Source organism: Streptomyces echinatus, from assembly GCF_014203595.1.
GTDB classification, from domain to species: Bacteria; Actinomycetota; Actinomycetes; order Streptomycetales; family Streptomycetaceae; genus Streptomyces; species Streptomyces echinatus.
Window position 1 is genome coordinate 54,089 of the sequence record NZ_JACHJK010000005.1, and the last position, 21,159, is coordinate 75,247.

Below are 21,159 nucleotides of genomic sequence, written 5' to 3' on the forward strand. Positions count from 1 at the left end.
CCCTTTCGGTTCACCAACTTGACCAAGTTGGCAACCAACTCTGTTTAAGTTGTCCCCACTTGGCTAAGCATTACAAACAACTTCCAGACAACTCCCGGTAGATGGAAGGGGGTTGTAGCGTTTGGTCGTGACCCAGGAGAACGTGGCAGTGAACGGCAGCAGAAGGCTCGCGCCCCAGGTGATCGCCGACACCCTGCGCGAACGCATCCGCACCGGCGTCCTGCGGGCCGGCGAGCGCCTGCCGACCCAGGCCGAGCTGGCCGAGGAGTTCGGGGTGGAGCGGGGCGCCGTACGCCAGGCCCTGCGGACGCTGCAGGAGGACGGCCTGCTCAGCGATGTCAGCAAGGGCAGCCCGCCCCGGGTCGCCGGGCCGGCCCCCGGGCGCGCCGAGCCGCAGCCGACCATGGTCGCCCTCGCCCCCCGGCTGACCGAGGCGTTCTCCGCGTCCCACGTGCGTATCGACGCCGTCTGCCTGACCGCGCAGAGCCTGATCCCCGCCCTCGGCGAGCCGCTGCGCCTGATCCACGAGGGACGCATCCGGCCCGAGCGGATCGACGCCCGGATCCTGCTCCCGTCCCGGGACATCAACCTCGCCTTCCCCGTCCCGGTCGACGCCCGGGGGGACGACGACGCCGTCCACCAGCGCTGGCTGGCGATGCGCAACGCCCAGGGCCAGGTGCTCCAGTACAACCTCCAGGCCCTGCGCGGCACCCACGACATCGACGTGCACGTCACCTTCCGGGCCCTGCCGTTCACCCCTCCGGCGAAGCTGTACCTGCTCAACGGCACGGAGGCGCTGTACGCGTACTACATGGTCACGCGCCGGGAGGAGCCGACCGAGAGCGGGACGCTGGAGATGTACGACACCCTCGGCTCCGAATCCCTCCTCTTCTCCTTCGCGCGGCGGGCCGGGCAGCGGGACGCCGCGTTCGTGGAGGAGTCGCAGAAGTGGTTCGACGCCCTCTGGGAAACCATCACGACGGACCTGACACTCTCCTAGTGACTTCTGATGCGAAGACGCGGACCGAACAGACCGCGAACGAGATCGGCAGGCTTCGGAGTCTGATCGAAGGTGCCCGGGTGGTGCTGTGGGACTTCGACGGACCGATCTGCCGTCTGTTCGCGCGGCACAAGGCGGAGCGGGTGGCGGCCGAGCTGGTGGACTGGCTGGCCGGGCGCGGGCTGCACGACCTGCTCGGCGGCTCCGAGCACGATGCGCTGGATCCGCACGCGGTGCTGCGCGCCGTGGACCTGCGGCGCCCCGGCAGCGACCTCGTGGCCGAGTTGGAGGAGCGTCTCACCCAGGAGGAGCTGAAGGCCGCCGGCTCCGCGTGGCCCACCGCCTACGCCGACCCCCTGATACGCACCTGGACCGCGACCGGCTCCCGCCTGGCCATCACCACCAACAACTCGCCCAAGGTGGTCCGCGCCTACCTGGACGGCCGCGGCCTCACCGCCTGCTTCGCCCCCCACATCTACGGCCGCACGACCGACCTGCACCTGCTCAAGCCCGACCCGCACTGCCTCAACCGGGCCCTGAGCGCGATGGGCTCCGCGCCCTCGGCGGCCCTGATGATCGGCGACTCGCCCTCCGACCTCGCCGCCGCGAACGACGCCGGCGTGCCGTTCCTCGGCTACGCGCGTAACGAACGGAAGGGGAAGCTTTTGCGGGAGGCCGGAGCCGGGTGCGTGACCGGCTCCCTGGAGCCCCTGCTCCTGGCCCTGCGCAAGCGGTGACCCCGGCCCCCGGCAAGTGGGCCGGTCGCCCGCCGGGTGCTGTTTGCCCCAGGACCGAGAGAGGTACCAACAGGCTGTGACGGACACGGCCGGTCGGTCCCGGCACCCGATGACGCTGGGCCCGCTGATCGCCGAGGCGTTCGAGCGCAGCGAGGTGACGCTGGACATCTACACGCTGACCTCGGAGAGCGTGGACATCCACATTCACGCGCAGGCCGAGCGCATCCGGGCCAACATCATCGAGCCCCGGCGCATCGCCCTGCGCATGCTGCTCCCCTCGCCCGCCGCCATGGAGCTGCTGCCGCACCCGCGGGGCAGGGACGCCGGGTACGACGCCCTGCTGAAGGACCGGCTGCGCGGCATCGCGGAACGGCACGCCGCCTCGCTGCGCAGGGTCCTCGGCGAACTGCGTACCGAGAAGCTGGTCCCGTCGGTGGAGTACGAGTTCCGGCACGTCACGCTGACACCGGCGTTCAAGCTGTACGTCCTCAACGGCGACGAGGTGCTGCACGGCGCCTACATACCCGTCGAGCGCCCGGTGGTACTCGACACGGGCGAGGAGGTCGTGGCCGTGGACGTCCTCGGCCTCGGGGCCACGCTCACCCGGCATGTGCGCGACGGCAGGCCCGACTCCCCGGGCTCGGTCTTCGTGGACACGATGACCGACTGGTTCGAAGGGGTCTGGACGCTGCTCTCGGAAGAGTCCCGCTAGGAGGATGCGTCCTGTCGTCTCGGACGCGTCCACCGCGGGTCACTGATCACCGGCCGCTCCGGCTTGATCTCGGCGAGCTTCTTCCACAGGTTCCGGTGACACTCCATGTGGTGTTCCGCGATCTGCTTGGTCGAGCGCGATGTCGAACGCAGGTCCCAGCCGATGTAGCGAGCCCGGCCGTACAGCGGTGCGAACCCCGGGGTGTCGAGGATCTCGTAGGCGCTGCCCCGCCAGTCGATGTTGTGCGGTTCGATCCCGTACGGAGTGGTGAAGACCCTCTCCTGATTCAGGATGTACATCTTCCGCTCCGGTATCTGCGGCGACTCCCGGACCTCGCAGGATATGGTCATGTGCGGATTCCGGTCCTGCACTTGGTTGAGCAGGGCCTTGAGTCTGGACCAATTCCGCTCCGTGAACTCCTCCCGCATGCGTTCGCGGTTCTCCGGGGAGTCCCGGAAATAGAACCTCGTGGTCTCGGAGTCCCCGTTCCGCGGTGCGGGTACGAGGCCGCCCGGGAGTCCCATCGGAAGGTTGAGATGGGCGATGATGAGGCATAACTTCAGTTCGACCGTGCGCACCTCGCGGTCGGCCATCTTTCCCAGCGGCACGGCGAGCGCCTCGAGCAGTGTCTCCATGGTGAAGCCGGAGAAGTCGACACGTACGCGGCGGGCCTCGAACGCCTCCCTGAACTCGTCGTGCAGTTTGTTCCGGTCGGCGAACACATAGACGCCCGGTACCTCTTTCGACTCCGGCTCACTGATGGCGTCGAAAAGGACGAGCGCGATCAGCGCCGCGAAGGATCCTCCCAGTAATTGCTGACCCTTGAGCGCGTTGCCGAGCGGCTCGATGAGTTCGGCGGCGACTCCGAGGGCGGCCACCAGTGCGAGCAGGGACTTGACGAGGCGGGGTTTCCACTCGCTGAGCGTGTACCGGATACGGTCGAGTCTGCTGGGCCCGTTGCCGCCCGGACTGCGAGAAGACACTCGTACCCCCTGTGCGCGCCGCTGCTGCCGTCCGGCGCGAGTCCCCGTGGATCCCCTGGGAACCATCATGCCCGGGTCGTCGTGCCGCTAAAAAGGGGTCAGTTGGGACCGGGCAAGCTCTTCACGGCCTCGATGAGGGGCTCGTGCGAGGACACGACGCAATCGGCGCCCAGGTCCAGCATCTCCGCCGCGCGTTCGGGTGACTGCGTATAGCCCAGGAAGAGGGCGCCGGCCGCCCGGGCGGCCTCGAGGTCCGTCAGCTGGTCCCCGACGAGGAGGCAGGATCCGCCGGGCAGGCCGAGATGTTCCATGGCGCGGTACACCGGATCGGGGTCTGGCTTCATGTGCCGGAGTTCGAACGGGTCCCGCCCCACGACGAAGTCGATCTTGGCCTGCCGCTGGAGCCGCTCGCCCTTGAGGAACTCCCAGATGGGGCCGTCCGCGTTGTTGCTGACGATCACGAGGGGGAGCTTGCGGTCGAAGAGTGCGTCGATGAGGCGGCCCACCCGGGGCGCCGGAACGGCCGACTTGACGGCTTCGTACTCGTAGTCGGTGACGATGGCCTCGGCCGCCACGAGGGCTCGCGGGTCGCGTGGCCCAGGGGCCGGCCGGTCGTACATGTCCCTCAGGCGGCGCAGGATGCCATGGGAGTCGTCGCATTCCTGGACATCGGCATCGAGGGTTCCCCAGAGCGCCCGTACGGTCGTCTTGATCTTGCGGGCGACCGGAGCCGTCGACTCGTCACCGAACAGGTCGGTGACCGGGCCGTCGAAGTCGAGCAGCACGGCACGCACGTCTGCCAGCAACCGCTGGAGAGCCGCACGTTGGTCGACTGCGCTGCCCATGGGTCCTCCTCCTGTCCCCTCGGCCAGTGTGGACCACGCCGGGCGTCGCGGCCAGCACCGCAGCTCACCTCGGCCTGCGGGTCCCGGTCGGCCCCGTCGTGTCGTGGAGGTCTGACACGGAAACCGCCCGAAGAGGAGTACCGTGCTCCCACTTCAGCCTCCTTCGGCAGGGGCATGGCGAGAGAAACAGGAAATGCCACCCGAACCACCTTCCCTTGCCCGACTGCACGCGGTCGAGGCGAGTGGTGACGAGAGTACGGTCGAGGGACCGCTCCACGGCTACCACCACGAGACCTACGTGTTCCCGCTGTCCGACGCCATGGAGGACGAGCGGTCGGGGCGATGGAAATGCCGGGAACCGCGGGCCGACCTGCTCTGGTTCGACCGCCGCTGCTTCACGTCGGAGGAGCAGCTGTTGCAGGGCCTCAGGGGGCTGATCCAGGGGATTCCCGACATCATCCAGGTGGGTGGAATCGGGCTGCAGCGCTTCATCGAAGGGCACACGCTCGGCTCTTTCCACCGGTCGGGTGCCGCGGTCCCCGATGTCTACCTCCGCCAGATCATGACTCTGTTCCGGCAGTTGGTCTCGGTCCGGCCCGACGCGCTCGCGGCGGATCGGCGCTGCGAGCCGGACGACCGTCCCGAGGACGGCGACACCGACGGCTTCCTGGAGCGTCTCGTCCATTTCACCGAGCAGCGCGTCTATCTCGCGAACCAGCAGAGGTTCGCCGGACTGTTCGAGGACCTCGGGCTGGGAGCGGAGTCGTTCAGGTACCTGCGAAAGAACGTTTCCGGCCTCAAGGAACGGCCGTTCTGCCTGCTGCACGCCGATCTGCACCGCGAGAACTTCATCGTCGACGCCATGCAGCGTCTGTGGACGATCGACTGGGAGCTGGCGATGTTCGGCGACCCGCTGTACGACCTGGCGACCCACCTCCATCTGATGCGCTACCCCGCACGGCAGGTGCGTGCCGTCGTCCGGCACTGGTGCGAGACCGTCGAAGGGGTCAGGGCCGGCAGCGCCGGCGGCTGGGAGGGCGATCTGGGACGTCTGCTCGCCTACAAGAGGGCGCAGTCCGTCTTCACCGACGTGATCCGGACGGCCCTGCACCTGGACGCCGGTCCGGAGGTGGGCCGGCGGCAGATCGCCCCGGCCGCGTTCAGGCTGCGCGGGGTCCTGGCGGACGCCGCGCTGCCGCTCGGGCTCGACCCGGTTCCCGGAACCCGCAGGATCGCTTCGGCACTTGTGCGCTGGTGTCGCGAGCACGGGTCCGCGGCGGCGAGGTCTGCCGTGATTCCGGCGGGGCCGAGCGGCGCCGGCCGTATCGTGTGAGTACTACGTCCGTTCTCCGCCGGAGCACCAGGAGCGGCCAGTGGACGCACCACCCGAACCCCGCACCCGGCCGGGGCGTGCCGACGGTGTCCGGGCCGCCGCCGTGCTGGAAGCATTCCTCGAGTTCGCCTACGAAGAAGGGCGGGTGACCCACGGCTTCCACAACCACAACTACGTGCTGCCGCTGACGGATCGGATGGCACAGCTGGTCGGCCGTGCGGCGGGTACTTTGGTGACCGCGCGCGTCCGGCGGGTGGACGCACTGCCCGTGGTGATCCGGACCTGGGACGACGAGCCGGCGATCCTCCGGGCCCTCCGGGTGGCGCTGCCCAATGTGCCGGAGTGCCTGGCCCAGGGGGACGGGTTCGCCGTCCACAGCTATGTGGAGGGGGTGCCGCTCTCGTCGATCTGCCCCAACGGGATGCCGGTGGACGGAATGCTGATCAAGGCGCTGGCCGGGCTGCTGGCCGGCACCGCCCGGGTCCGCCCGGGCCGTCTGCCCGCCCTGCCGCGGGTCTGGCCCGAGGACCACGCCGACAGCCAGGGCTTCCTGCGGACGCTGGCCCACCTGGCGGAGACCCAGGTCCGGCAGCCCAACTGGCCCTACTTCGGCGGTCTGTTCATGACCCTCGGCGTCCCGGAGACCGCCCTGACCGAGTTCGCGGGCCGGGTGCCCGTCATGACCCGGCGGCCGTTCAGCCTGCTCCACGCCGACCTGCACCGCGACAACGTGATCATGTCGTACGGCGGTGATCCGCCCCTCATATGCGTCGACTGGGAACTGGCCACCTACGGCGACCCCCTGCACGATCTCGCGACCCACCTGGTCCGGATGCAGTACCCGCACCATCAGTGGGACGAGGTCGTGGGGGCCTGGGCGGAGGCCGTGGGGAAGGTCCGGCCCGCCGCCGCACGAGGGCTGGCCGGGGATCTGCGGCACTACGTGGACTTCGAGCGGGCGCAGTCTGTCTACCCGGACGTGATGCGGGCGGCGAAGTCCCTGGAGGGTTCCTTCGACCAGCGGAGTCTGGACAGGGCGACGAACGCCGTGACGAGCGCCCTGGAGGCCGCCGCGGAGCCGCTGCGGCTCTCCCGGGTGCCTGGGACGGGGGAGATCGAGAGTGTTCTGCTGCGCTGGCGTGCGGCCGCGCAGGCACTCGGCGAGGGCCGGCGGGGCCGGATCCGCACGCCGGTCGCCTGGGTGCCCGACCGGCGCCTTCCCGAGCGCCCGGATTTCCCGGACTCCGCGGTCGCGGAGGCCCTGGCACTGGAGGCCGCGGCCCCGTCCGCCCAGGTGTTCAAGGGCGTCACGCATGTGAACTCGGTCGTCCGGGTCGCGGGCATCGACTGCCCCGTGGTGGTTCGCCGTCCACGGGTGGACGCCGGCCGTCGGGAGCCCAGTTACCTCAGCGAGCACGCGGTGCTCCGGGCGATCGAGCGGTCTGCCGTGCCGGTGAACGCGCCCCGGGTGCTCGCGCTGGGGCAGAACCTGACCGGGAGCGGCGGGGGCCGGACGCGTCTCGACGACCGGTTCACCATCCTCACCTACGAGGGACCCCCCGGCCCCTGGCAGTACCCGAGCCATCCGGTGGGCGGACTGCGCCCGCACGAGGCGGACGCCCTCGTCGATCAGCTCGCCGGGCTGACGGCGATCGACTACACCGCCATCGACCCGGTGACGGGTCGGACCGGCTTCTATCACTGGCTCAGCGACCAGCTCGTCGCGCTGGTCGCCGGTCTGCCCGAGGAGTCCCGGCAGCTGGCCCGCTTCCTCGGCCTGCCCGACGCCGCCCGGCTCCACGGGATCCTCGCCCGGCACAGGGTGGCCGAACGCGCTCCCGCCCTGCTGCACGGCGATCTTCACCCCTGGAACCTGGTGCGCCGGGAGGACCGTCTCGGCCTGAGGCTCATCGACTGGGAGATGGCCCTGGTCGGCGATCCGCTGTACGACCTGGTCCGGCACATGCACCTGACCCCGACCCGGCCGGAGATCCGCCACCGGATGTTCCGCCGCTGGGAGCGCCTGCTGCCCGCGCGGTACACCTGCGACTGGCAGCACGACGTGCAGGTGTACCGCTGGATCGAGATCGTCCGCTCGGCCTACGTGGACCTGGACCGCATGGCCACCCGGAAGGGGCTCGACGCGCCGAACGTGCGCCGCGCGGTCGACTCGTACGCCATGACCCTCTCGGCGGCCACCGCGTCTTTGGGCCTGACCGTCCGGCCGAGGGCGAATCCGTACCTCGCTCGTGCCCTGGCATAGCGGACCGCGACGAACCGAGGCCGTTCCGCCGGGGACGCCGGCGTCCGTCGTGCACCGCCGCGCGGTGCGTAGGCTCGGCGGCATGGGCGAGATGGGTCTGCGTGAGCGCAAGAAGCGGCGGATGTACCAGGACGTGTCGGACATCGCCGTACGGCTGTTCCTGGAGCGCGGCTTCGACGCGGTGTCCGTGGCGGAGGTCGCCGCCGCGGCCGGGATCTCCAAGCCGACCCTGTTCCGGTACTTCCCGGCCAAGGAGGACCTGGTCCTGCACCGGATCGCGGACCACGAGACGGAGGCCGCGCGGCTGGTCGCCGGTGCGGCCGACCCGGTGGACGCGCTGCGCCGGAGCTTCCTCGCCGGGCTGGAGCGGCGCGATCCGGTCACCGGGCTGAACGACCACCCCGAGGTGCTCGCCTTCCACACCCTGCTCTACGGCACTCCGTCCCTGGTGGCGCGGGCGTACGCGCATATGGAGCGGTCGGAGGCGGCGCTCGCCGAGGCGCTCGGAGGCGGGCTGGACGCGCGGCTGGCCGCCGGGCAGATCACCGCGGTCCAGCGCGTCCTCGCCCAGGAGAACTGGCGACGGGTCGCGGCGGGGGAGCCGGTCGAGGAGGTGGCGCCGGACGCCGTCCGGGCCGCCGAGCGGGCGTTCCGGCGGCTGGCCGGGGCGCTCGCGGAGCCGGGATCCACCGACACTGACTGAGACTCGGTTAAAAAAGTAACTCGGTAACGTTTTGCGGATAGGCTGGCGTCATGACGTCACTCGAGCCCGCCCTCACGGACACCCTGCACACCGAGCGCGCCTACCACGACACCTGCCGCACGGCCCTCACCGCGATGGTCGAGGGAGCCGCCGAACAGGTCGTCATCGGCGAGGACGTCTCCGCCTCCGGAGCCGACGCCGAGGTCCTCGGCCACCGCCTGCGCAGCCAGGCCAAGGCCATGCGCGAACTCCCGCCGGGCCCGCTGTTCTTCGGCCGGCTCGACTTCACCGGCGGTGACCCCGAGCACGGCGGCCAGAGCTACCACGTCGGCCGGCTGCGCATCACCGAGGACCCGGCCGCCCCGCCCCTCGTCATCGACTGGCGGGCCCCCGTCTCCCGCGCCTTCTACCAGGCGAGCGCCCGCGACCCGCGGGGCGTCGGGACCCGGCGCCGGTTCGGCTGGGCGCCGGGCAGCCGCGGCGCGTCCGCCGACCTCACCGGGCTGGAGGACGAGCACCTGGGCCGGGGCGAGTCACGGACCAGCGACATCGTGGCCCGCGAGATCGAGCGGCCCCGCGTCGGACCCATGCGGGACATCGCCGCCACCATCCAGCCCGAGCAGGACGACCTCGTACGCGCCGCCCTCACCGACTCGGTGTGCGTCCAGGGGGCGCCCGGCACCGGCAAGACCGCCGTCGGCCTGCACCGCGCCGCCTACCTCCTGTACACCCACCCCAAGCGGCTCCAGCGCTCCGGCCTGCTCATCCTCGGCCCCAACCGCACCTTCCTGCGCTACATCGCCGAGGTCCTGCCCTCGCTCGGCGAGACGGGCGTCCGCCAGTCGACCCTCCTGGCGGAGATCACCCGGCACCCGGTCACCGGCACCGATCCCGTTCCCACGGCCACCGTCAAACACGACCCGCGCATGGCCGAGGTGCTGCGCCGGGCCCTGTACGCGCGCGTGACCACCGACGGCGTCACGGACCTCGCCGTACCGGACGGCTCCTACCGGTGGCGGGTGCCCGCCGGCGAACTGGCCGGCCTCGTCGCCGAGGTCCGCGCCGAGGAACCGCCCTACGCCATCGGCCGTGAGCGGGTACGCACCCGGGTGGTACGGCGGCTGCGCGAGCAGGCCGAACGGCGCTCCGGGGTACTGCCCGCCGCCTGGGTGCGCCGCGTCGAACGGGCCCGGCCGCTCACCGCCCACCTCGACGCGGTCTGGCCGAAGGTCCGCCCCGAGGAAATCCTCGCCGGACTCCTCACCGACGGCGCGGCGCTGGCCCGGGCCGCGGACGGCCTGCTGGACCCCGGCGAGCAGGCGGCGCTGCTGTGGCCCCGGCCGCCGCGGTCGTACAAATCGGCCCGCTGGTCGGCCGCCGACCTGGTCCTGCTCGACGAACTCGCCGGGCTGATCGAACACCCCGAGGGCTACGGTCACATCGTCGTGGACGAGGCCCAGGACCTGTCGCCGATGGAGTGCCGGGCCATCGCCCGCCGCGCGGTCTTCGGCTCGCTGACCGTCCTCGGCGACCTCGCCCAGGGCACCACCCCGTGGGCCGCCCGGGACTGGTCCGTGCAGCTGCGCCACCTCGGCCGGCCGGACGCGGTCGTGGTGCCGCTGACCACGGGGTTCCGGGTGCCGGCGGCGGTCGTGGGGCTGGCCAACCGGCTGCTCGCCCGCCTCGGCGTCGCCGTACCCGCCGCCACCTCGCTGCGCACCGACGGGGAGCTGACTCTCCGGCCGGCCGAGGACCTGCTCGGCACGACCGTCGCCGCCGTACGCGACGCCCTGGCCCGGGAGGGCTCGGTCGGGGTGGTCACGGCCGACGCGGACGCGGACCGGGTGCGGGCGGCGCTCACCGAAGCCGGCCTCGACCCGGCCGGACCGGACGCGCTCGGCGCCCGGCTGACCGTCGTACCCGCGAGCGTGGTCAAGGGCCTGGAGTACGACCACGTCGTCGCCGTCGAACCGGCCACCGTGGCAGAGGCGGAGGAGCGGGGCCTCCACCGCCTCTACGTGGTCCTGACCCGGGCAGTCTCCCGCCTGGACGTGGTCCACGCCCGGCCGCTGCCCTTCTGAGGCGTCACCCGGCGACGTACTCCGCCAAGTGCTCCCCCGTCACCGTGGACCGCGCGGCTACCAGCTCCGCCGGCGTGCCCTCGAAGACGATCCGGCCGCCGTCGTGGCCCGCACCGGGACCGAGGTCGATGATCCAGTCCGCGTGCGCCATGACCGCCTGGTGGTGCTCGATGACGATCACCGACTTGCCCGCGTCCACCAACCGGTCGAGCAGGCCCAGCAACTGCTCCACATCGGCCAGGTGCAGCCCGGTGGTCGGCTCGTCCAGGACGTAGATCCCGCCCTTCTCGGCCATGTGCGTGGCCAGCTTCAGCCGCTGCCGCTCACCACCGGAGAGCGTGGTGAGCGGCTGCCCGAGCGTGAGGTAGCCGAGGCCGACGTCGGCCATGTTCCGCAGGATCCGGTGGGCGGCCGGGGTCCGGGCCTCCCCGGCGCCGAAGAACTCCTCGGCCTCCGACACCGGCATCGCCAGCACCTCGCTGATGTCCCGGCCCCCGAGGTGGTACTCCAGCACCGACGCCTCGAACCGCTTGCCCTCGCAGTCCTCGCAGGTCGTGGCGACCCCGGCCATCATCGCCAGGTCGGTGTAGACGACACCGGCGCCGTTGCATCCGGGGCAGGCCCCCTCGGAGTTGGCGCTGAACAGCGCCGGCTTCACCCCGTTGGCCTTGGCGAACGCCTTGCGGATCGGCTCCAGCAGCCCCGTGTACGTCGCCGGGTTGCTGCGCCGCGAGCCGCGGATCGGAGCCTGGTCGACCGAGACGACGCCCTCCCGGGCCGGGACCGACCCGTGGATGAGCGAACTCTTTCCGGAGCCGGCGACGCCGGTGACGACGGTCAGCACGCCGAGCGGCACGTCCACGTCGACATCCCGCAGGTTGTGCGTCGAAGCGCCGCGGATCTCCAGCGTCCCGGCCGGCTCGCGCACCGTCTTCTTCAGCGCCGCCCGGTCGTCCAGGTGCCGGCCGGTGAGCGTGCCGCTCGCCCGCAGTCCGGCGACGCCGCCCTCGAAGCAGACGGTGCCGCCCGCCGTGCCGGCGCCGGGGCCGAGGTCCACCACATGGTCGGCGATCGCGATGACCTCCGGCTTGTGCTCCACGACGAGCACCGTGTTGCCCTTGTCCCGCAGCCGCAGCAGCAGGTCGTTCATCCGCCGGATGTCATGCGGGTGCAGGCCAGTGGTCGGCTCGTCGAAGACGTACGTGACATCGGTCAGCGAGGAGCCGAGGTGGCGGATCATCTTCGTACGCTGCGCCTCGCCGCCCGAGAGGGTGCCCGAGGGCCGGTCGAGGGAGAGATAGCCGAGGCCGATCTCCACGAACGAGTCGAGGGTCTCGCCCAGCGCGATGAGCAGCGGCGCGACGGACGGCTCCGCCAGCCCGCGCACCCACTCGGCCAGGTCGCTGATCTGCATGGCGCAGGCGTCGGCGATGCTGATGCCCTTGATCTTCGAGGAGCGGGCCGCCTCGCTGAGCCGGGTGCCGTCGCACTCGGGACAGGCCGTGAAGGTGACCGCCCGGTCCACGAACTCCCGGATGTGCGGCTGCATCGCCTCCCGGTCCTTGGCGAGCATCGACTTCTGGATCCGCGGGACCAGACCCTCGTAGGTCATGTTGATGCCCGCGATCTTCATCCGGGTCGGCTCGCGGTACAGGAAGTCGTCCAGCTGCCGCTTGGTGAACGTGCGGATCGGTCTGTCCGCGTCGTAGAGGCCCGACTCGGTGTAGAGGCGGTGGTTCCAGCCGCCCGTCTTGTAGCCGGGGATGGTGAGCGCGCCCTCGCTCAGCGCCTTGTCCTCGTCGTAGAGCTGGGTCAGGTCGATGTCGGTGACCGTGCCCCGGCCCTCGCAGCGCGGGCACATGCCGCCGGTGACACTGAACGCGCGGCGCTCCTTGACCGTCTTCCCGCCGCGCTCCACGGTGACCGCGCCCGCGCCGCTGATCGAGGCGACGTTGAAGGAGAACGCCTTGGCCGGCCCGATGTGCGGGGTGCCGAGCCGGCTGAAGAGGATGCGCAGCATGGCGTTGGCGTCGGTGGCCGTGCCGACCGTGGAGCGCGGGTCGGCGCCCATCCGCTGCTGGTCGACGATGATCGCGGTGGTCAGTCCGTCGAGCACGTCGACGTCGGGCCGCGCCAGCGTGGGCATGAAGCCCTGGACGAACGTGCTGTACGTCTCGTTGATCAGCCGCTGCGACTCCGCGGCGATGGTGTCGAAGACGAGTGAGCTCTTGCCCGAGCCGGAGACGCCCGTGAACACCGTCAGCCGGCGCTTGGGGATCTCGACGCTGATGTCCCTGAGGTTGTTCTCGCGCGCGCCGTGCACGCGGATCAGCTCATGGCTGTCGGCGATGTGCGCCGGGTCCGCCGCCGCGCCGTTCCTCGTGGTCATGCTCATCGTCTCTCCTCCGTGGGGCCGCCCCGCAACGCTAGCCGCGGCGCCCCGCCCGCCGCTTCTCGATTCCTGACCGGTCCCACGGCCGGCCCGGGCACGCGGACGGCGCCGCGCGACACACTCCTGCAAGCAGGTGCTTGCAATTGTTAGCGAGAGTGGGGCAAGGTGGAGGCATGGCATCGCTGAACGTCGGCAATCTCGGTGAGTACCTGCGCGAGCAGCGGCGCAACGCCCAGCTGTCGCTGCGGCAGCTCGCCGACGCCGCCGGGGTGTCCAATCCGTACCTGAGCCAGATCGAGCGCGGGCTGCGCAAGCCCTCCGCGGAGGTGCTCCAGCAGGTCGCCAAGGCGCTGCGCATCTCCGCCGAGACCCTGTACGTCCGCGCCGGCATCCTGGACGCCGAACGGGACCGCGACGAGGTGGAGACGCGTGCCGTCATCCTCGCCGATCCCTCGCTCAACGAGCGGCAGAAGCAGGTGCTTCTGCAGATCTACGAGTCCTTCCGCAAGGAGAACGGATTCGGGACCGGCGAGCCCGCCGGGGGCGAGGCGGACGGGGACGGGTCCATGGACCAGGGGACCGGCGGCGGCAGCCGTACGGCCGACGGAGGCGATGCCGTCGTGCACGAAAAGGACACCGGTCCGCGGCAGACGGCCGGATAACGCCGGACCAGGGCTCCGGACGCCCGCCGCGGACCACATCAACCCAGTCGAACGCGAATCCGATCCGGGAGGACCCCTCACCATGGCCATCACCGACGACCTGCGCAAGACCCTCAGCGACCCGACCCCGCTCTACTTCGCTGCCGGCACCGCCGACCTGGCGATTCAGCAGGCCAAGAAGGTGCCGGCCCTGGTCGAGCAGCTGCGCGTCGAGGCCCCGGCCCGCATCGAGGCCGTGCGCAACACCGACCCGAAGGCCGTGCAGGAGAAGGCCGCTGCCCGCGCCAAGGAGGCGCAGGAGACCCTGCAGACCAAGGTCAACGAGTTCATCGGCGCCCTCGACGTCGATCTGAAGAAGCTCGGCGAGAGCGCCCAGGACCTCGCCCTGCGCGGCGTCGGCGTCGCCGCCGAGTACGCCGTCAAGGCCCGCGAGACCTACGAGAGGGTCGCCGAGCACGGCGAGCAGACCGTGAAGACCTGGCGCGGCGAGGCCGCCGAGGAGATCGAGGACCTGGCGATCGCCGTCGAGGGCAAGCCCGAGCCGGTCCGGTTCGGGACCGACGAGCCGAAGCCGGGCGAGGCGAAGGCCGAGCCCGCCGCGGAGAAGAAGCCCGCGGCGCGGAAGGCACCGGCCGCCCGCAAGCTCCCCACCACGAAGAAGACCACCCCGCCGGCCAAGTGACCGCGACCGGCGAGACGGACGCGGGCCGGGCACCTTTGGGGTGTCCGGCCCGTTCTATGGGTACGGTGGCGGCGTAGCAGGGATCGGGATTCAACGGGCGGTGGACAGCATGCTGATGTTGGGCTTCGCGGGCTTCATGGGCATCTTGAAGATCATTCTGATGGCCCTGGCCGCGTTCGGGCTGTTCGACGCCGCGATCCGGCGCGAGGACGCGTTCCGCGCGGCCGACAAGCAGAACAAGGTGTTCTGGCTGATCATCCTCGGCATCGCGCTCGTGGTCAGCTATCTGTTCTCGCTCCTGTCCATCCTGCCGATCGCCGGCGCGGTCGCGAGCATCGTGTACATCGTGGACGTACGCCCCGCGCTCCAGCGGGTCGGCGGCGGCCGCGGCTGGGGCCGCCGGCGCGGCGGAAGCAGCAGCGACGGGCCGTACGGGCCGTACAACGGCGGCCGCTGACGGCATCCCGCCGCGGCAGTACCTTGCCGTCGCAGGTGCGGGCACGCAGGGGCCGTGCGCGCGGTCCCCGCGCCCCTGAAGGCACGCCATGGCTCGCCGACCCGGAAGGGGCGCGGGGAACCGCGCGAACGGGTCCCACCCAGCGCCACCCGGCGACGGCGAGCCGGCCCTACGGCGCGAACCCGCTCGCGACCCCGCTCACGCCGCCCGGTCCAGCAGCACGACCGCCACGTCGTCGGTCAGCTCGCCCCCGTTGAGGTCCCGGACCTCGCTCACCGCGGCCCGCAGCAGTTCCTCCCCGCGCAGCCCCTCGGAGAGCTGCCGGCGGATCATCTCCACCATGCCGTCCTGGCCGAGCCGCTCCCCGTCCGCACCGACCCGGCCCTCGATCAGGCCGTCGGTGTAGAGCATCAGGCTCCACTCGGCGCCCAGCTCCACCTGCATCCGCGGCCAGCGGGCACCGGGCAGCAGGCCCAGGGCGGGGCCGTTGTTGTCGTAGGGCAGCAGCCGCGCCGTCCGGCCGGGGCGGGCGATCAGCGGCGCCGGATGGCCGGCCAGGCACAGGCCCGCGCGGCGGCCGTCGGGGGCTATGTCCACCGTGCACACCGTCGCGAAGATCTCCTCGTCGGCGCGCTCGTGCTCCAGCACCTGCTGCAGGGTGTTCAGCAGCTCGTCCCCGCACAGTCCGGCCAGGGTCAGTGCCCGCCAGGCGATGCGCAGCTCGACACCGAGCGCGGCCTCGTCCGGGCCGTGCCCGCAGACGTCGCCGATCATGGCGTGCACGGTGCCGTCCGGGGTGCGGACGGCGTCGTAGAAGTCCCCGCCGAGCAGGGCCCGGGAGCGGCCCGGGCGGTAGCGGGCGGCGAACCGCAGCGAGGAGCCGTCCAGCAGCGGGGTGGGCAGCAGACCGCGCTCCAGGCGGCGGTTCTCCTGCGCGCGCAGCCGGCCCTCGGCGAGCCGCCGCTCGGCCGTGTCGGAGCGCTTCCGTTCCACCGCGTAGCGGATGGCGCGGCTGAGCAGCCGGCCGTCCAGCTCGTCCCGGAAGAGGTAGTCCTGTGCGCCCACGCGCACGGCCTCGGCGCCGCGCTCGGCGTCCGCGGAGGCGGTCAGCGCGAGCACGGCGTGCCGGGGCGCGAGCCGGAGGACGTGCTTGAGCACGGCCAGCTCGTCGTCGGTGTCGCTGCCGCCCGGCGCCGGGAGCGCCAGGTCCAGCAGGATGCAGTGGACGTCGTCGGTGAGCAGCCGCTCGGCCTCGGTGAGGTTGCGGGCGGTGCGGACGCGGATGGGCTTGCCGGCCGGGTCCACCAGGTCGGGCACGATCGGCGAGCCGGCCGGATCGTCCTCGATCAGCAGCAGGGTGAGAGTGGTGCCGGTGCTGTGCACGGCGGTGGTGTCGCGGTGGGCCTCTTCCTTGAGGGGGCCGCCGGCACTGTGGGCGGCCTGCGCCTGACCACTCTCCACGGCCGGGATCGCTCTCTGCCGCGGTACGGGTACGGGCATCGTTTCGGGTTCCTTCCCTCCCCCCGAGGGCACGGCGGTGTCGAGGGGTCTCGACCCACCAGACCGGGACCATAGCGGCTGCGACCGCCCCGATGGAATGGTGTGAGCCGCGTCGCTCCGGCGCCCGCCGCTGTCATATGCCGCGATCCGTACCGCAGTTGGACACGACGACCGCCCGAAGGGGATGACGAAGCTCACGTCCCGCTGGATTTTGGGCGGCGGTTGGCGGTGCGGTGGGTCACGTGGCCTGGGTCACGGGGGCGCGTGCGGCGTGCGCCGGAAGGATGTGCGGGGCCCCCGTCACGGGGAACCCGCGAGCGCCGCGGGGCCCGCCCCGGCCGTCAGGCCGACGCGTCCGGTCGTACGACGCCCAGGATGGGCATCGAGCCGGCGCCCGCGATCGTCACCGTGCGGCCGGGGCGCGGGGCGTGGATGATCGCGCCGTCGCCGATGTACATCGCGACATGGCTGGCGTCGTCGAAGTAGATGATGAGGTCGCCGGGGCGCATGTCCTTGACGTCGACGTGCCTGAGCTGTTTCCACTGCTCCTGCGAGGTGCGCGGGACGGGGTGCCCGGCCGTCGCCCAGGCCTGGGAGGTCAGGCCCGAGCAGTCGAAGAAGTCCGGGCCCTCGGCGCCCCACACGTACGGCTTGCCGAGCTGCTCGGTGGCGTACCGCACGGCCTTCTTGCCCTGCGTGCTGGCCTTGCCGTCGATGTCCTTGAGGACGCCGGTGTCCAGCCAGGCGGTCTGCGCCTTGTCCGCGGCCTCCCGCTCCAGCTGGGCGAGCCGTTCCTTCTCCTTCTTCTCCAGCCGGGACTCCAGCTTCTCGGCCGCGTCGATCTGCTGCTGGATCTTCTTCTTGGCGGCGGCCCTGGTCTTGCGGTTGGCGTCCAGCTTCTTCCACCGGTCGGAGGCGTCGGCGGCGTACTGCCGCAAGTCCTCCTGGGTGCGGGTCATTTCGGACATCAGCTTGGTCGCCGCCTGCTGGCCCTGGAGGACCCGGCCCGCGCCGTCGAGGAACTGCCCCGGGTCGTCGCTGAGCAGGAACTGGGCGGTGGACGACAGGCCGCCGGTGCGGTACTGGTCCCGGGCCGCGGCGCCCGCCTGGTTCTTGAGCCTGTCCAGCCGCTGCTGCCCCTGGTCGATCTTCTTCGCCAGTGCCACGATCTCGGCGGACTGCTTCTCGGCCTTCTCCTCGGCCGCGTTGTAGGCGTCGGTGGCCACGGCGGCGTCGTGGTAGAGCTTGTCGAGCTTCTCGCGGATCTCCTCAAGGTCCTTGCCGGGCCTCGGAGTCGGCGACGGGGATCCGCCGGCCGTCGGTGTGGGTGTGGGGGCGGGTGCCGCGAACGCCGCGCCCGGCGCCGCGAGGACGGTCACCGCGCAGACCACGGTCAGGGCGGCCGTGAGGAGGCCGCGCTTGCCCGAACCCATACCTCTTCCCCCAAACTGATTTACCGTCAGTAACTTACGGTCGTCCGAGGGATCGTGCCACGGTCGCGCGCAAAGCGACAGAGGCCGTCGGAAAGCGGAATTCCCCCACCGGCCGCCGGGTATGGCGATCTCCCCGCCGATGTGACGAACGACGCGGGCGGGGCGTTCCCTTGTCGCCGATACCGACTTGAGGTGCCGGTGTGGGGCGAGGGGCTCCGCGGACTTGGGGGGGGGAGACACGGGCCAAGGGGTGATCCGCGGACTCGGGGTGCCGAAGCGGGGCGGGCGGCGATCCACGGGCCCAGGGGCGCCGAGGCGGATCAGGGACGATCCGCGCGTCGGCGCCGGGCGTTCAGCGCACCGGCGCCAAGGCCTCCCAGGCCACGGTCACTTCGCCCTGCCGCCAGCGGGCCGGGGAGTCGGTCACCGGCCAGTCGGCCGTCAGGTCCCGCACCGCGCGGATCCAGCGCTGCCGGGCGCCGTAGGAGGCGTAGGGGGCGGCGGCGGCCCAGGCGCGGTCGAAGTCACGGAGGAAGGCGTGCACCGGCTCGCCCGGGACGTTGCGGTGGATCAGCGCCTTCGGCAGGCGCTCGGCGAGGTCGGAGGGACGGTCCAGGGAGCCCAGCCGGGTGGCGAAGGTGACGGTGCGGGGGCCTTCGGGGCCGAGCGCCACCCACACGTGCCGACGGCCGATCTCGTCGCAGGTGCCCTCCACCAGCAGCCCGCCGCGCGAGCCGCCGCCCGCCGGGGCGAGCCGTGCGCACAGCCGCTCCCACACCGCGGCGACCTCGGCCTCGTCGTACTGCCGCAGCACGTTGGCGGCCCGGACGAGCACCGGATTGCCGGGGACCGGAATCTCGAAGCCGCCGTGCCGGAAGGCGAGCCCCTCCCGCTCGTACGGCCGTGCCGCCGCCACCCGTTCCGGTTCGATCTCGATGCCGACCACGCGTGCGCGGGGCGCGGCCGCGCGGAGCCGGGTCAGCAGCTCCACGGCGGTCCAGGGCGCGGCGCCGTACCCCAGGTCCACCGCCACCGGGTCGCCCGCGCGGCGCAGCTCGGCGCCGTGCGTGGCCGCGATCCAGCGGTCCATGCGGCGCAGCCGGTTCGGGTTGGTCGTCCCGCGCGTCACCGTGCCCACGACGGGGGTCCCCCGATGCCGGGAGTGGGGGAGGGTCGCTGCGCGGGCTGCCATGCGTACGAGGGTAAGCGGGGCGCACCCCGGACCGGCGGCGACGGCGTACCCGCGGGCCGGTGGTGACGGCCGACACGGGAACGCGTCGAACGGTTGACCGATAAAGGGTAATGATTCGGCAAAGACGCTTGATCGGGAAATGGCAGGGCACCCGCTCGCTGTTGGACCCCCTTGGAGGGTGCGGTGGGCCCTCCGCAGGCATGCCCGCAGCAAGGAGGACCGCCAGGTGAGCCAGTACGTCAACAGGCTCGGGCGACGCTCCCCGTCGGCCGCCGCCCGGCTGCGGCTGTACCGCAGGCCCCGCCGGGTCGCCATGCTCTCCGTGCACACCTCCCCGCTCCACCAGCCCGGCACCGGCGACGCCGGCGGCATGAACGTCTACATCGTGGAGCTGGCCCAGCGGCTGGCCGCGATCAACATCGAGGTCGAGATCTTCACCCGGGCCACCGCCGGCGGCCTGCCCCCCGCGGTCGAGCTGGCCCCCGGCGTCCTCGTCCGGCACGTGGACGCGGGTCCCTACGAGGGGCTCGCCAAGGAGGACCTCCCGGCCCAGCTGTGCGCCTTCACGCACGGCGTGATGCAGGCGTGGGCCGGTCACCGCCCCGGCTACTACGACCTCGTCCACTCGCACTACTGGCTCTCCGGCCACGTCGGCTGGCTCGCCGCCCAGCGCTGGGGCGTGCCCCTGGTGCACGCCATGCACACCATGGCCAAGGTCAAGAACGCCAGCCTGGCCGACGGCGACACCCCCGAGCCCGCCGCCCGGGTCATCGGCGAGACCCAGATCGTGGCCGCCGCCGAGCGGCTCATCGCCAACACCACCGAGGAGTCCGGCGAGCTGGTACGGCACTACGCCGCCGACCCCGCCAAGGTGGCCGTCGTCCACCCCGGCGTGAACCTGGAGCGCTTCCGCCCCTTCCCGGCGGGCGGCCCGCACGACTCCGCCGCCGACGGCTCCCGCGCCGCCGCCCGCGCCCGCCTCGGGCTCCCGCCGGACGCCCTGATCCCGCTCTTCGCGGGCCGCATACAGCCCCTGAAGGCGCCTGACGTGCTGCTGCGCGCCGTGGCCGCCCTGCTGGAGGACCGGCCCGAGCTGCGCTCCCGCATCCTCGTCCCGGTCGTCGGCGGCCCCAGCGGCAGCGGGCTCGCCAAGCCGGAGGGGCTGCAGAAGCTCGCGGCCCGGCTGGGCATCGCGGACGTCGTGCGGTTCCGCCCGCCGGTCGGCCAGGAGCAGCTGGCGGACTGGTTCCGGGCCGCGTCCGTCCTCGTCATGCCGTCGTACAGCGAGTCCTTCGGCCTGGTCGCCATAGAGGCGCAGGCGGCCGGGACCCCGGTGCTCGCCGCCTCGGTCGGCGGTCTGCCGGTGGCCGTGCGCGACGGCGAGACCGGGTTCCTCGTCCAGGGGCACGATCCGGCCGACTACGCGCGCCTGCTGGGCCGGTTCGCCGACGAGCCGGGCCTCGCGGAGCGGATGGGGCGGGCCGCCGCCCGGCACGCCCAGTCCTTCGGCTGGGACACGGCCGCCGCCGCCACCGCCGACGTCTACACGGCCGCGACCCAGTCCCACCGCCGTCGCGTACGCTCCCACCATGGGTGATGCGGAGAAGGCCGGTCAGATCCTGGAGGACGTCCTCAGGGACGCCGAGCTGGAGTGGGAGAGCCCCGAGCCCGGGAACTACGTGGTCAAGCTCCCCGGCACCCGCAAGCTGTCCACGACGGTCTCCTTCCGCGTCGGCCGGCACTCCCTGTCGCTGAACGCCTTCGTCATCCGCCACCCCGACGAGAACGAGCCGGGCGTCCACCGCTGGCTGCTGGAGCGCAACCTCAGGCTCTACGGCGTGAGCTACGCCGTCGACCGCCTCGGCGACATCTACGTCACCGCCCGTCTGCCCCTCGCCTCCGTCACCCCGGACGACATCGACCGGCTCCTCGGCCAGGTCCTGGAAGCGGCCGACGGCGCCTTCAACACCCTGCTGGAGCTGGGCTTCGCCTCCTCGATCCGCAAGGAGTACGCCTGGCGGGTCGCGCGCGGCGAGTCCACGCGCAATCTGGACGCGTTCAAGCACCTGACCGAGCGCCCGGCGGACTGACCCGGAGCCGGCCGGAGGTTCAGGAGGGGTCCGGCTGCGGCGTGGCGTGGGCGCCGCCGCGGTCGAGTTCGTCGGCGAACGCCCGCAGGGCGTC

18 protein-coding genes are annotated in these 21,159 nt (G+C 72.0%); 12 read left to right on the forward strand and 6 right to left on the reverse strand.

The window, feature by feature from the left end; translation table 11 throughout:
- Positions 1-121: 121 nt before the first annotated feature.
- From FHS34_RS15445 to FHS34_RS15455, 3 genes are all read left to right on the forward strand, one after another.
- Positions 122-1,000: a winged helix-turn-helix domain-containing protein gene (locus FHS34_RS15445; RefSeq protein WP_184965453.1), complete on the forward strand. Its 879-nt coding sequence runs from the start codon at positions 122-124 to the stop codon at positions 998-1,000.
- Positions 1,000-1,737 carry an HAD family hydrolase gene (locus FHS34_RS15450; protein ID WP_225817477.1) on the forward strand — a complete coding sequence of 246 codons (738 nt, stop codon included), beginning with the start codon at positions 1,000-1,002 and terminating at the stop codon, positions 1,735-1,737. The genes FHS34_RS15445 and FHS34_RS15450 overlap by 1 nt, the downstream gene beginning before the upstream one ends.
- A 76-nt stretch (positions 1,738-1,813) precedes the next feature.
- Positions 1,814-2,449, forward strand: coding sequence for a GntR family transcriptional regulator (locus FHS34_RS15455; RefSeq protein WP_184965457.1), 636 nt, complete (start codon positions 1,814-1,816; stop codon positions 2,447-2,449).
- Here FHS34_RS15455 and FHS34_RS15460 read toward each other — a convergent pair.
- Both FHS34_RS15460 and FHS34_RS15465 read right to left on the reverse strand, forming a co-directional pair.
- On the reverse strand, positions 2,446-3,432 hold the full coding sequence (locus FHS34_RS15460; protein ID WP_184965459.1) for a hypothetical protein: 987 nt from the start codon (positions 3,430-3,432) through the stop codon (positions 2,446-2,448). The two genes, FHS34_RS15455 and FHS34_RS15460, sit on opposite strands and share 4 nt — an antisense overlap.
- A gap of 98 nt (positions 3,433-3,530) precedes the next feature.
- Entirely contained in the window at positions 3,531-4,277 is a 747-nt protein-coding gene (locus tag FHS34_RS15465; RefSeq protein ID WP_184965461.1) for an HAD family hydrolase, read from the reverse strand.
- Positions 4,278-4,470: 193 nt separating this feature from the next.
- Here FHS34_RS15465 and FHS34_RS15470 point away from each other — a divergent pair, with 193 nt between their 5' ends.
- The 4 genes from FHS34_RS15470 to FHS34_RS15485 all read left to right on the forward strand — a co-directional run bounded on the left by FHS34_RS15470 (position 4,471) and on the right by FHS34_RS15485 (position 10,657).
- Positions 4,471-5,610 (forward strand): phosphotransferase, encoded by a 1,140-nt coding sequence (locus FHS34_RS15470; protein ID WP_184965463.1) that lies wholly within the window; start codon positions 4,471-4,473, stop codon positions 5,608-5,610.
- 40 nt (positions 5,611-5,650) lie between these two features.
- The gene (locus tag FHS34_RS15475) at positions 5,651-7,873 is read left to right on the forward strand and encodes a phosphotransferase family protein (RefSeq protein WP_184965465.1); all 2,223 of its coding nucleotides are present in this window, start codon (positions 5,651-5,653) and stop codon (positions 7,871-7,873) included.
- An 82-nt stretch (positions 7,874-7,955) separates the two neighbouring features.
- Complete coding sequence (locus tag FHS34_RS15480) at positions 7,956-8,576, forward strand: TetR family transcriptional regulator (RefSeq protein WP_184965466.1); 621 nt, start codon at positions 7,956-7,958, stop codon at positions 8,574-8,576.
- A 50-nt stretch (positions 8,577-8,626) separates the two neighbouring features.
- Positions 8,627-10,657: a HelD family protein gene (locus FHS34_RS15485; RefSeq protein ID WP_184965468.1), complete on the forward strand. Its 2,031-nt coding sequence runs from the start codon at positions 8,627-8,629 to the stop codon at positions 10,655-10,657.
- Positions 10,658-10,661: 4 nt separating this feature from the next.
- Here the strand turns inward: FHS34_RS15485 and FHS34_RS15490 are convergent, their stop codons facing one another.
- Entirely contained in the window at positions 10,662-13,046 is a 2,385-nt protein-coding gene (locus FHS34_RS15490) for an ATP-binding cassette domain-containing protein (protein WP_184965470.1), read from the reverse strand.
- A 176-nt stretch (positions 13,047-13,222) separates the two neighbouring features.
- Between FHS34_RS15490 and FHS34_RS15495 the strand changes: the two genes are divergently transcribed.
- The 3 genes from FHS34_RS15495 to FHS34_RS15505 all read left to right on the forward strand — a co-directional run bounded on the left by FHS34_RS15495 (position 13,223) and on the right by FHS34_RS15505 (position 14,850).
- Positions 13,223-13,711 carry a helix-turn-helix domain-containing protein gene (locus tag FHS34_RS15495; protein WP_184965472.1) on the forward strand — a complete coding sequence of 163 codons (489 nt, stop codon included), beginning with the start codon at positions 13,223-13,225 and terminating at the stop codon, positions 13,709-13,711.
- An 82-nt stretch (positions 13,712-13,793) separates the two neighbouring features.
- Positions 13,794-14,393: a hypothetical protein gene (locus FHS34_RS15500; RefSeq protein ID WP_184965474.1), complete on the forward strand. Its 600-nt coding sequence runs from the start codon at positions 13,794-13,796 to the stop codon at positions 14,391-14,393.
- Positions 14,394-14,502: 109 nt separating this feature from the next.
- Positions 14,503-14,850, forward strand: coding sequence for a DUF2516 family protein (locus tag FHS34_RS15505; RefSeq protein WP_184966322.1), 348 nt, complete (start codon positions 14,503-14,505; stop codon positions 14,848-14,850).
- Positions 14,851-15,048: 198 nt separating this feature from the next.
- Here the strand turns inward: FHS34_RS15505 and FHS34_RS15510 are convergent, their stop codons facing one another.
- From FHS34_RS15510 to FHS34_RS15520, 3 genes are all read right to left on the reverse strand, one after another.
- Complete coding sequence (locus FHS34_RS15510; RefSeq protein WP_184965476.1) at positions 15,049-16,350, reverse strand: PP2C family protein-serine/threonine phosphatase; 1,302 nt, start codon at positions 16,348-16,350, stop codon at positions 15,049-15,051.
- Between the two features lie 341 nt (positions 16,351-16,691).
- Entirely contained in the window at positions 16,692-17,783 is a 1,092-nt protein-coding gene (locus FHS34_RS15515) for a C40 family peptidase (protein ID WP_184965478.1), read from the reverse strand.
- A gap of 352 nt (positions 17,784-18,135) precedes the next feature.
- Positions 18,136-18,975 carry a class I SAM-dependent methyltransferase gene (locus FHS34_RS15520; protein WP_221508990.1) on the reverse strand — a complete coding sequence of 280 codons (840 nt, stop codon included), beginning with the start codon at positions 18,973-18,975 and terminating at the stop codon, positions 18,136-18,138.
- Between the two features lie 226 nt (positions 18,976-19,201).
- On the opposite strand from FHS34_RS15520, the gene mshA reads away from it, so the two are divergent.
- Positions 19,202-20,572: a D-inositol-3-phosphate glycosyltransferase gene (mshA, locus tag FHS34_RS15525; protein WP_184965480.1), complete on the forward strand. Its 1,371-nt coding sequence runs from the start codon at positions 19,202-19,204 to the stop codon at positions 20,570-20,572.
- A complete protein-coding gene (locus FHS34_RS15530; protein WP_184965482.1) occupies positions 20,565-21,065 on the forward strand; it encodes a type III secretion system chaperone family protein in 501 nt (166 codons plus the stop codon). The genes mshA and FHS34_RS15530 overlap by 8 nt, the downstream gene beginning before the upstream one ends.
- Positions 21,066-21,159 lie beyond the last annotated feature (94 nt).